Source organism: Planktotalea sp., from assembly GCF_049680325.1.
Taxonomy (GTDB): Bacteria; Pseudomonadota; Alphaproteobacteria; order Rhodobacterales; family Rhodobacteraceae; genus Planktotalea.
The window spans coordinates 1-10,109 of the sequence record NZ_JBAUHO010000106.1; the positions used below are offsets into that span (position 1 = coordinate 1).

Here is a 10,109-nt window from a genome sequence, read left to right on the forward strand (position 1 = left end):
CCAAGCGCGAAACTGATCCAAAGCGGCGGATAGGGGGCGAAACGCATATCGAAAATGCGGATCACCCGCGCCATGAAAGAACCGACGGAGGCGTACATAAAGCCCGAAAACAATGGCACGCCCCAAAGTTTCAGCAAGCCGGGTTCGGGATAGGCCCAACTCCCCACGTTAACTTTGAAGATTTCCATCAAAGTGCCAGTGAGATGGAATAGCAAGATCACGCGGGCTTCTGCGAGCGTTTCAAGTTTGAAGATAAGAAAGAGCGCTTGTAGCGTGATAGCATAAATCACCAAGGCGTCATAACGCGCAATCGCCCAGCTATCCTGCCAGATCGCATCAGAAATGATGAGGCCTGCAAGCATGAGCGCGCCAAAGAGGCAGGCCCATGCCTGTTTGAAAGTGAACATCACAAGTTCTGTGACGGGCCTTGGCAGGGCACGGCGCACCCAATCTCCTAGGCGGCGTTCAAGGCGAAGGGTCGTTTGCTTATTACTCATCCAGCCTTTCTGCATGGCGTGGTAGGTATTTGCAATTGCCTTTGAGCAACGAAAAAGGGTGCGTGAAATCACGCACCCTACTGTTTAGTTCTTGCGCCAGTGACTGACTTAAAGGTTCGGATAAAGCGGGAAGCGCGCGCAAAGGCCGGCGACTTCGCCGCGCACTTTGGCTTCGATATCCGCGTTTCCGTCTTCACCATTGGCAGCCAGACCATCAACAACCTCGATGATCCAATCCGCGATCTGGCGGAACTCTGCTTCGCCAAAACCGCGCGTTGTGCCCGCAGGGGAGCCAAGGCGAATGCCCGATGTTACTGTCGGTTTTTCAGGATCGAACGGAACGCCGTTCTTGTTGCAGGTGATATGCGCGCGGCCCAAAGCCTTGTCGACGATATTGCCAGTCACGCCTTTGGGGCGAAGATCAACCAGCACCACATGGGTGTCAGTACCGTGCGTGACTGTATCAAGGCCGCCTTTGATCAACTGATCGCTAAGCGCCTGTGCGTTGACGATGACCTGCTTGATGTAGTCTTTGAACTCGGGACGCAGCGCTTCGCCAAAGGCAACGGCCTTTGCTGCGATCACATGCATCAAAGGGCCACCCTGAATACCTGGGAAAATGGCGGAATTGATCTTCTTCGCCAAAGCTTCGTCATTGGTCAGGATCATCCCGCCGCGTGGTCCACGCAGGGTTTTGTGCGTTGTTGTCGTTGCCACATGCGCGTGCGGGAAGGGCGATGGATGCTCGCCTGCTGCGACGAGGCCTGCGAAATGCGCCATGTCGACGTGCAAGTAAGCGCCAACCATATCAGCAATCTCGCGCATGCGCGCAAAATCAATCTGGCGCGGAATCGCTGAGCCACCCGCGATAATCATCTTTGGCTGATGCTCTTTCGCGAGCGCTTCAACCTGATCGTAATCCAGCAGATTGTCCTGCTTGCGCACGCCATATTGGATCGCGTTGAACCACTTGCCGGACTGGTTGGGCTTTGCACCGTGGGTCAAGTGTCCGCCCGCGTCCAAAGACATGCCTAGAATCGTGTCGCCAGGCTGCAAAAGCGCCTGAAACACACCCTGGTTGGCTTGGCTGCCAGAGTTCGGCTGCACATTCGCAAAGCCGCAATCGAATAGCTCTTTGGCGCGCTCGATCGCAAGATTCTCGGCGACGTCGACAAACTGGCAACCGCCATAATAACGGCGACCCGGATAGCCCTCGGCGTATTTATTGGTCATGACAGAGCCCTGCGCTTCCATCACTGCCGCGGACACAATATTCTCGGACGCGATCAATTCGATTTCGTCGCGCTGGCGAGCAAGCTCCGACGTGATCGAGCCGAAAATTTCAGGATCACGCTCGGATAGGGATTGCGTGAAAAAATCGCTCTTGGTGGTGGTCATAGGGTTTCTCCAACGAAGCTAGGACATGAGTTGCCGCATTTCCTAAAGGAAACACGGTCAATCTCAAGCGCCATATGCGACGAAATACCTATTTGCCGCGCCAAGACTGGCGGTTGGGTGAAACATGTGATTGTTTCGGGGACATAGGTTTCGGACAGGAAACAGCGCATGACACTCAAGATCGCATTTTTGGCTAGTGATACTGGCACTGCGCAAGCCGCGCGCGGCGCCCTGGTTACGCGCTATGGTAATTTTGAAAAAGAGATCGCCGATGTCATTGTTGCACTTGGCGGCGACGGGTTCATGCTGTCGGTACTGCACAGCACTCAGGACCTGCCTGCGCCTGTTTACGGCATGAACCGTGGAACGATCGGGTTTCTGATGAACGAATATGGTGAATCCGATCTGCAAGAACGCCTTTCCGAAGCGGTCGAAGAGGTAATCAACCCGCTTTCCATGAAGGCCGTCGATAGCAACGGCAAAAGCCACCGCGAACTGGCAATCAACGAAGTATCACTGCTGCGGGCCGGACCGCAGGCGGCCAAACTACGCATTTATATCGACGGTCGTTTACGCATGCAGGAATTGGTCTGCGATGGTGCGCTTCTCGCCACGCCTGCGGGTTCGACTGCCTATAATTACTCTGCACATGGGCCGATCCTGCCGATTGGCGCTGATGTGCTTGCTCTTACCGCTATGGCCGCGTTCCGCCCACGTCGTTGGCGCGGCGCGTTGGTGCCCAAATCTGCTGAAGTGCGCTTTGAGGTGATCGAACCCGAAAAACGCCCCGTAATGGCAGATGCAGACGGGCGCTCGGTGAAAAATGTGGTTCAGGTCGATATCAAATCCGAGCCAAGCATCGCGCACCGTATTCTGTTTGATCCCGGGCATGGCCTCGAAGAGCGCCTTATTCGAGAACAATTCGTCTAAGCGACAGTCAGGCGGGCTCCCTTCATTTTGCCCCTTAAACTCAAAAACCCTGCGCGGTTACGCGCAGGGCAGCGCGAGGGCTTCAGCCCTCGCAAAACCTGTCTTCGCCGATAGGCGAAGTCACTTTGCGTAACCGATGCCTTGAAGCGCAATCTTGATTTCATCGAGAATGGCAGGATCATCAATTGTCGCTGGCGCTTTGAAGTCCTCGCTATCGGCAATCTTTACCATCGTGCCGCGCAGGATCTTGCCCGAACGTGTCTTGGGTAATCGATCCACAACAACTGCCAGTTTGAATGCTGCCACGGGGCCGATCTTTTCGCGCACCAGTTTCACGCATTCGGCGACGACCTCCGCTTCAACACGCCCTGCGCCTGAATTCAGGCAAAGGAAGCCAACAGGCATTTGCCCTTTCAACTGATCGCTCACGCCAATCACGGCGCATTCGGCAACGTCTGGATGTGCGGCAAGAACTTCTTCCATCCCGCCCGTAGACAAACGGTGCCCTGCGACGTTAATCACATCATCCGTACGCGCCATAATGTAGAGGTAGCCATCCTCATCAATCATGCCGGCATCGCCTGTTTCGTAAAAGCCGGGGAATTGGGTAAGATAGCTTTTGCGGAAACGCTCTTCAGCGTTCCAAAGCGTCGGAAATGTGCCCGGGGGCAAGGGAAGCTTGACCGCGATCGCGCCCAGCTCGCCCGCTTTCATCGGATGACCGCCTTCATCAAGGATCTGCACATCATACCCGGGCATCGCCATGGACGGGCTGCCAAGTTTGACCGGCAGCTGCTCGATCCCCATCGGGTTGGCTGCGATTGCGTAACCCGTTTCAGTCTGCCACCAGTGGTCAATCACGGGTACCTTCAACTGGTTTTGCGCCCATTCAATCGTGTCAGGGTCCGCGCGCTCGCCCGCCAGGTAAACGATATTCAGACAGCTTAGATCGTATTTCTTTACATACTCTCCCTTGGGGTCTTCACGCTTTACAGCGCGGAACGCGGTGGGCGCGGTGAAGAAGCTTTTCACGTTGTGCTCAGAGATCACGCGCCAGAACGTGCCTGCATCGGGTGTGCCAACCGGCTTGCCCTCAAACACAATGGTCGTATTGCCGTGGATCAGAGGCGCATAACAAATGTAGGAATGCCCAACCACCCAGCCCACATCCGAGGCCGCCCAGAAAACATCGCCAGGATCGACGTTGTAGATGTTCTTCATCGTCCAGTTCAGCGCAACAAGGTGTCCGCCCGTGTGGCGTACAACGCCTTTCGGGGCACCCGTTGTGCCAGATGTGTAGAGAATATAGGCAGGGTGATTGCCTTCAACGGGCAAACAGTCCGCAGGCTCGACGCCCGCTTGGAAACCGTGCCAGTCGACATCGCGTTCACCCAGCTTTGCCACTTCCTGCTCGCGCTGGAAGATCACGCAGAATTCGGGTTTGTGCTCCGCCAGTTCAATCGCGCCGTCCACCAGTGGTTTGTAATGAACCACGCGGTTCGGCTCCAGTCCGCAGGATGCAGCGATGATCGCTTTAGGTGTCGCGTCGTCGATGCGCACGGCCAGCTCGTTCGCCGCAAATCCGCCAAACACAACCGAGTGGATAGCCCCGATGCGTGCACAAGCGAGCATAGCTTCCAAAGCCTCTGGAACCATCGGCATATAGATGATGACGCGATCACCCTTTTCGATGCCTTTAGCGCGCAAAGCACCCGCAAGCGACGCAACGCGGTCTTTTAGCTCGGAATAGGTGATCTTGTGGATCGTGCCCGTGATCGGGCTATCGTGGATGATTGCGACCTGATCGCCGCGCCCGTTTTCAACGTGGCGGTCCACAGCATTATAGCAGGTGTTCACCTTGGCATCAGCAAACCATTCAAAAAGGCCGTTGCCCTTGTCAGTAAGCGCCTTGGTTGGCGCTTCATCCCAATCAATCGCCTTGGCAGCATCAAGCCAAAATGCTTCCGGGTCTTTCTGCCAACTTGCATAGATGTCTTTATAGGCCATGGGATCCTCCTCAACTCATGTTGACTAAGGTGTTAGGCCGTGCCGGACAGATCGGGCAAGCATCAACTCTGTCCAAGGGACGGATTGCCGCAAGGAATTTGCAGAATTTGCGAAAATGGGCTTGCAGATTTTTGCAAACCCATTGCCTTTAGCACAAACAGGTAACGGAATTGGCGAATTTGCAAAGTTGCAAATCCTGCTTGGCCGACTCAGCCGTAGTTGGACACTGGTGTGCCAGCTACGGCCGCCATGTTGAGTAATCCGCGTGCGGTCACACCTGGCGCTACAATATGCGCGCGATTGCCCATGCCCATCAGCAACGGTCCAACTTCAAGGCCGCCAGCCTTCATCTTGAGCACGTTGCGCGTTGCGGATGCGGCATCGCCGCTGCCGAAAATCAGGATATTGGCAGGGCCCGTGATCCGCCCGCCTGGCAGCAATTTGTCGCGTAGGTCCTGATCCAATGCCGCGTCGACCTTCATTTCACCCTCATAAGCGAAATCGGTGCCCATTGCGTCCAAAATGGCTATGGCCGCGCGCAAACGCTTGCCCGGACCGTCGGCTTGCGTTCCAAATTGGGATTGGGAACAGAACGCCACGCGCGGCTCGATGCCAAAGCGGCGCGCGTGCCGCGCTGCGCCAATTGCGGTTTGCGCGATTTGTTCGGGCGTTGGTTGGGTCCAGACATGGGTATCGGCGACGAATAGGGGACCATCCTCCAGAACCATCATCGACAGCGCGCCATGCGGTTTGTGGGTATTGCTGCCCAAGATCTGGTTCACATAGTTCAGATGCCAACGGTATTCGCCAAACGTGCCGCAGATCATGCTGTCTGCCTCATCGCGGTGCACCATTACTGCGGCAATCGCAGTGGTGTTGGTGCGCATAACGGCGCGTGCGATGTCTGGCGTCACGCCTTGGCGGGCCATGATCGCGTGATAGGTTTCCCAATAATCGCGGTAACGCGGATCGTTTTCGGGGTTCACGATCTTGAAGTCACGCTCAGGGCGAATGGTAAGACCTGCACGCTCGCAGCGCGCATTGATGACATCCGGGCGACCAATCAGGATCGGGGTTTCTGTGGTCTCTTCCAGAACGGCTTGGGCGGCGCGCAGTACGCGCTCGTCTTCGCCCTCTGCAAAAACAATGCGGCGCGAAGCGGTGGCGGCGGCCTCGAAGACAGGGCGCATAAGCAGGGCGGATTTGAAGACGCTTTGATTAAGCTTGGCGCGGTAGGCATCAAGATCAGCCAGCGGTTTGGTCGCAACGCCCGTTTCCATTGCGGCCTTTGCAACAGCAGAGGAAACAACAGCGGACAAGCGCGGATCAAAGGGTTTCGGGATCAGGTAATCGACACCGAAGGTCAGTTGCTCGCCCTGATAGGCAGCGGCAGCTTCTGCGCTGGTTGTGGCGCGGGCAAGCTCTGCGATGCCCGCAATGCAAGCCAGTTGCATTGCGTCGTTGATCTCCGTTGCCCCAACATCGAGCGCTCCGCGGAAGATGAAGGGAAAGCACAAAACATTGTTTACCTGATTTGGATAATCACTGCGGCCTGTTGCGATGATCGCGTTCGGCGCAACCTCGCGTGCGGCGCTTGGATCAATTTCAGGGTTCGGGTTGGCAAGCGCGAAAATGATCGGCTTATCGGTCATTCTGGCAACCATTTCCGGTTTCAGTACGTTCGGCCCAGACAGGCCAAGGAACATATCCGCGCCGTCGATCACGTCGTCCAGCGTGCGCAGATCGCTTTTCTGGGCGAACTCGGATTTTTGAGGGTTCATGTCCTCTGTACGGCCCTCGTAAACGAGGCCGTGAATATCACACAGCCAGACATTCTCGCGCTTGACGCCCAGTTTCAGAAGCATGTTGAGGCAGGCAATGCCCGCCGCACCGCCGCCCGTAGAAACGATCTTGATATCTTCAAACGTCTTGCCGGACACATGCAGCGCATTTGTCGCGGCCGCACCAACAACAATGGCTGTGCCGTGCTGATCGTCATGGAACACAGGGATGTTCATCCGCTCGCGGCAGATTTTTTCCACGATAAAGCAATCGGGGGCTTTGATGTCTTCAAGGTTGATCGCACCGAACGTCGGCTCTAGCGCGCAGACAATATCTGCCAGCTTTTCAGGATCGCTTTCGTTAACTTCGATGTCAAAACAGTCAATCCCTGCGAATTGTTTGAACAGGACGGCTTTGCCCTCCATCACAGGTTTGGAGGCCAGCGCACCGATGTTGCCAAGGCCCAGAACCGCAGTGCCATTGGTGATGACCGCAACCAGATTGCCGCGCGCAGTGTAGCGCGAAGCATCTGACGGCGTCTTGCTGATTTCGATGCAGGCTTCCGCCACGCCAGGGGAATAGGCGCGGGCGAGGTCCCGTCCGTTGGCCAGGGGTTTGGTCGCGCGGATTTCCAGCTTTCCGGGCTTGGGGAACTCATGGTAATCCAACGCTGCTTTGCGCGTGTTTTCTTTCGCTTGATCTGCTGTATCGTCAGTCATTCGGAGGTCCCCTAAAGTCGTGCGTATCGTGATCTATGAATAAGCGGCATCGCTTTGCCAAGCTACGCGTCGTCAATTTGATACAGTTTCCTTGATATCTTGCAAATAGCGTGTTGCGTTGTCACTCTGCTTCAATTGCGACACCAGAGTCGCGGAGCAAGGGGCGGACATGTCAGAGATTAAAGCAGAGATTTATGGACCGACCAGCGATATTCGCGCGGACATCGCTTTTTTCACCAAAACGCTCGGCTTCAAGATGGATATGATTTACCCCGCAGATGATCCGCAGGTCGCAGTGTTTTCCGGTAATGGGGTATCTTTGCGCTTGGATCAGGCGTGCGAGGCCGCGCCCGTCACATTACGGCTGCGCTGTGATGAGCCAGGCGACATGGGCGGCGTCGGTGAGCAGATCGCGCCGGGCGGAACAATTGTTCAAGTCACCGAAATGCACCCGCCTTTGGTTCTGCCGCAAACGCTGCATTCTTTTGTCGTGCGCCGCCTTGCCGATCAGGCCCCTTGGGTCGTGGGCCGCGCGGGCATGCATTACCGCGATTTGATCCCTGACCGTTTGGGCGGCTCGATCATCGCCAGCCATATTCGTATTCCCGACGGTGGCCCTGTGCCCGATATGGTGCATTATCACACGGTCGGCTTCCAGCTGATCTTTTGTTACCGTGGCTGGGTCGATCTGGTCTATGAAGATCAGGGTGAGCCTTTTCGCCTCTATGCAGGGAACTGCGTGATCCAGCCCCCCGAAATCCGACATCGCGTTTTATTCGCATCGGACAATATCGAAGTGATCGAAATCGGTGTCCCTGCGGAACATATCACAACAATTGACCACACTATGGAATTGCCCAACGGCCCAGCGAACCCGAACCGTGTGTTTCAAGGTCAGAAATTTGTGCACCACAAGGCGGACGAGGCCAATTGGAAACCCTTTCGCCTGACTGGTTTTACCAGCCGCGATACTTTGATCGCCCAGAATACACAAAACGTAGCGGGGGTGCATGTGGTGAAACCCGGCGAAGGCGCACCAGAATGGGCGGCGCATGACAGTGATATCCACTTTACCTTTGTGATGGAGGGCAGCATGACCCTTGAGGGCGAAGGGCGCGATCCGTATCAGCTTGAGGCCGGGGATGCCTTTGTGACGCCGCCCTCGATGCTGACGCGCTACTCGAACGCGTCTAATGATCTGGAGCTGCTTGAAGTGTCTTTGCCCGGCACATTCAGAACCTGGACAGGAGAACCCGAATGACCCTACGCGACGCCGCCGCAGAAGTGCGGGAAAACGCGCATGCGCCGTATTCAAATTTCAAGGTTGGCGCGGCCATTCGCACGGCCTCGGGCTCCGTTTTTCAGGGCTGCAATGTGGAAAATGTCGCCTACCCCGAGGGCACCTGCGCAGAAGCGGGCGCTATCGCGGCCATGTGTGCGGCGGGCGAGCGTGAAATCGCAGAAGTATACGTGATTGCGCAAAGCCCCGCGCCCGTGCCGCCCTGCGGCGGGTGTCGCCAGAAGATTGCGGAATTTGCCGCGCGTGATGTGGTGGTCACCTTGGCAACGACCGAAGGGACAGAGCTGCGCATGACGGTGGCAGAACTGCTTCCCGGTGCGTTTGATGCCAGCTTTATGGAAGGGTCATAAGTGGATGCGCGCGCGATCATAGCAGCCTTGCGGCGCGGTGAAAGCTTGGATGCTGCGTCGCTTGACTGGTTCGCGCGTGGCCTTGCCGATCAGACAGTGAGCGACGCGCAGGCAGGGGCCTTTGCCATGGCGGTCTGCTTGCAAGGGTTGGGACGCGACGGGCGCACAGCGCTTACGATTGCGATGCGCAACAGCGGCGAAACCCTGCAATGGGATCTTGGTGGGCCAGTTCTCGACAAGCATTCTACGGGCGGTGTCGGCGATTGCGTGAGCCTCGTTCTCGCACCTGCTTTGGCCGCTTGTGGTGCTTATGTGCCGATGATTTCAGGGCGTGGCCTTGGTCACACGGGCGGAACGCTTGATAAAATGGAAAGCATTCCGGGTCTGTCTACCACCCTCGATCAAAGCGGATTTCACCGCATCGTCAAACACGCGGGATGTGCCATTGTCAGTGCCAGCGCTGATATCGCACCCGCTGACAAACGTCTTTATGCAATCCGCGACGTGACGGCGACGGTGGAAAGTCTTGATCTGATTACCGCGTCAATCCTGTCCAAGAAACTGGCTGCGGGACTGGACGGGTTGGTGTTGGACGTCAAGGTCGGCTCTGGTGCGTTCATGAAAAACGCGGATGAGGCGCGGGCGCTGGCAACGGCCCTGGTGGAAACCGCGAACCATGCGGGTTGCCCGACAACAGCGCTGATTACGGACATGAATGCGCCGCTTGCTCCTGCTTTGGGCAACGCGCTGGAGGTCTGCGAAGTGATGCAGGTGTTGAACGGAACGCAGCGCGGCCCGCTTTATGAACTGACCCTGGCGCTTGGCGCGCAACTGCTGTTCAGCGCGGGCCAAGCGCAAACCGGAGATGCGGCGCGCGAAGCATTGAGCAACGCAATCGTCAGCGGCGCTGCGGCAGTGCGGTTCGGGAAAATGATTGCAGCGATGGGCGGCCCGATGGGCTTTGTCGAAAACCCGCAGCGCTATTTGCCTGAAGCACCGGTCATTCGCGAGGTCACAGCAAAGCAGGATGGCATCATCACCGCAATTGATGGCGAGGCATTGGGTTTGGCCGTCGTCGCGCTGGGCGGTGGGCGCCAGGTCGAAAGCGATCTGATCGATCCTGCTG

8 protein-coding genes are annotated in these 10,109 nt (G+C 56.7%); 4 read left to right on the forward strand and 4 right to left on the reverse strand.

Going from position 1 to position 10,109, the window contains the following annotated elements; translation table 11 throughout:
* Nucleotides 1-497: DUF817 family protein (locus tag WBC85_RS04315; protein ID WP_424433444.1), on the reverse strand; the 497-nt coding region annotated here is incomplete at its 3' end.
* Between the two features lie 108 nt (nt 498-605).
* A complete protein-coding gene (gene glyA / locus WBC85_RS04320) occupies nt 606-1,895 on the reverse strand; it encodes a serine hydroxymethyltransferase (protein ID WP_424433445.1) in 1,290 nt (429 codons plus the stop codon).
* Nucleotides 1,896-2,063: 168 nt separating this feature from the next.
* Between glyA and WBC85_RS04325 the strand changes: the two genes are divergently transcribed.
* Entirely contained in the window at nt 2,064-2,825 is a 762-nt protein-coding gene (locus WBC85_RS04325) for an NAD kinase (RefSeq protein WP_424433446.1), read from the forward strand.
* Between the two features lie 120 nt (nt 2,826-2,945).
* On the opposite strand, the gene prpE is transcribed toward WBC85_RS04325, so the two are convergent.
* Together prpE and WBC85_RS04335 are read right to left on the reverse strand one after the other, a co-directional pair.
* Complete coding sequence (gene prpE, locus WBC85_RS04330; RefSeq protein ID WP_424433447.1) at nt 2,946-4,832, reverse strand: propionate-CoA ligase PrpE; 1,887 nt, start codon at nt 4,830-4,832, stop codon at nt 2,946-2,948.
* Between the two features lie 209 nt (nt 4,833-5,041).
* Nucleotides 5,042-7,333 (reverse strand): NADP-dependent malic enzyme, encoded by a 2,292-nt coding sequence (locus WBC85_RS04335; protein ID WP_424433448.1) that lies wholly within the window; start codon nt 7,331-7,333, stop codon nt 5,042-5,044.
* A 169-nt stretch (nt 7,334-7,502) separates the two neighbouring features.
* On the opposite strand from WBC85_RS04335, the gene WBC85_RS04340 reads away from it, so the two are divergent.
* The 3 genes from WBC85_RS04340 to WBC85_RS04350 form a co-directional block, all read left to right on the forward strand.
* The gene (locus tag WBC85_RS04340; protein WP_424433449.1) at nt 7,503-8,594 is read left to right on the forward strand and encodes a cupin domain-containing protein; all 1,092 of its coding nucleotides are present in this window, start codon (nt 7,503-7,505) and stop codon (nt 8,592-8,594) included.
* The gene (locus WBC85_RS04345) at nt 8,591-8,983 is read left to right on the forward strand and encodes a cytidine deaminase (protein ID WP_424433450.1); all 393 of its coding nucleotides are present in this window, start codon (nt 8,591-8,593) and stop codon (nt 8,981-8,983) included. The genes WBC85_RS04340 and WBC85_RS04345 overlap by 4 nt, the downstream gene beginning before the upstream one ends.
* The coding region (locus WBC85_RS04350) for a thymidine phosphorylase (protein WP_424433451.1) at nt 8,984-10,109 on the forward strand (1,126 nt) is incomplete at its 3' end.

Excerpts from the sequence above, each read along its gene's own strand:
- glyA (WP_424433445.1), bottom strand. The coding sequence starts at position 1,895 with ATGACCACCACCAAGAGCGATTTTTTCACGCAATCCCTATCCGAGCGT.
- WBC85_RS04325 (WP_424433446.1), top strand. The coding sequence starts at position 2,064 with ATGACACTCAAGATCGCATTTTTGGCTAGTGATACTGGCACTGCGCAA.
- prpE (WP_424433447.1), bottom strand. The coding sequence starts at position 4,832 with ATGGCCTATAAAGACATCTATGCAAGTTGGCAGAAAGACCCGGAAGCA.
- WBC85_RS04335 (WP_424433448.1), bottom strand. The coding sequence starts at position 7,333 with ATGACTGACGATACAGCAGATCAAGCGAAAGAAAACACGCGCAAAGCA.
- WBC85_RS04340 (WP_424433449.1), top strand. The coding sequence starts at position 7,503 with ATGTCAGAGATTAAAGCAGAGATTTATGGACCGACCAGCGATATTCGC.
- WBC85_RS04345 (WP_424433450.1), top strand. The coding sequence starts at position 8,591 with ATGACCCTACGCGACGCCGCCGCAGAAGTGCGGGAAAACGCGCATGCG.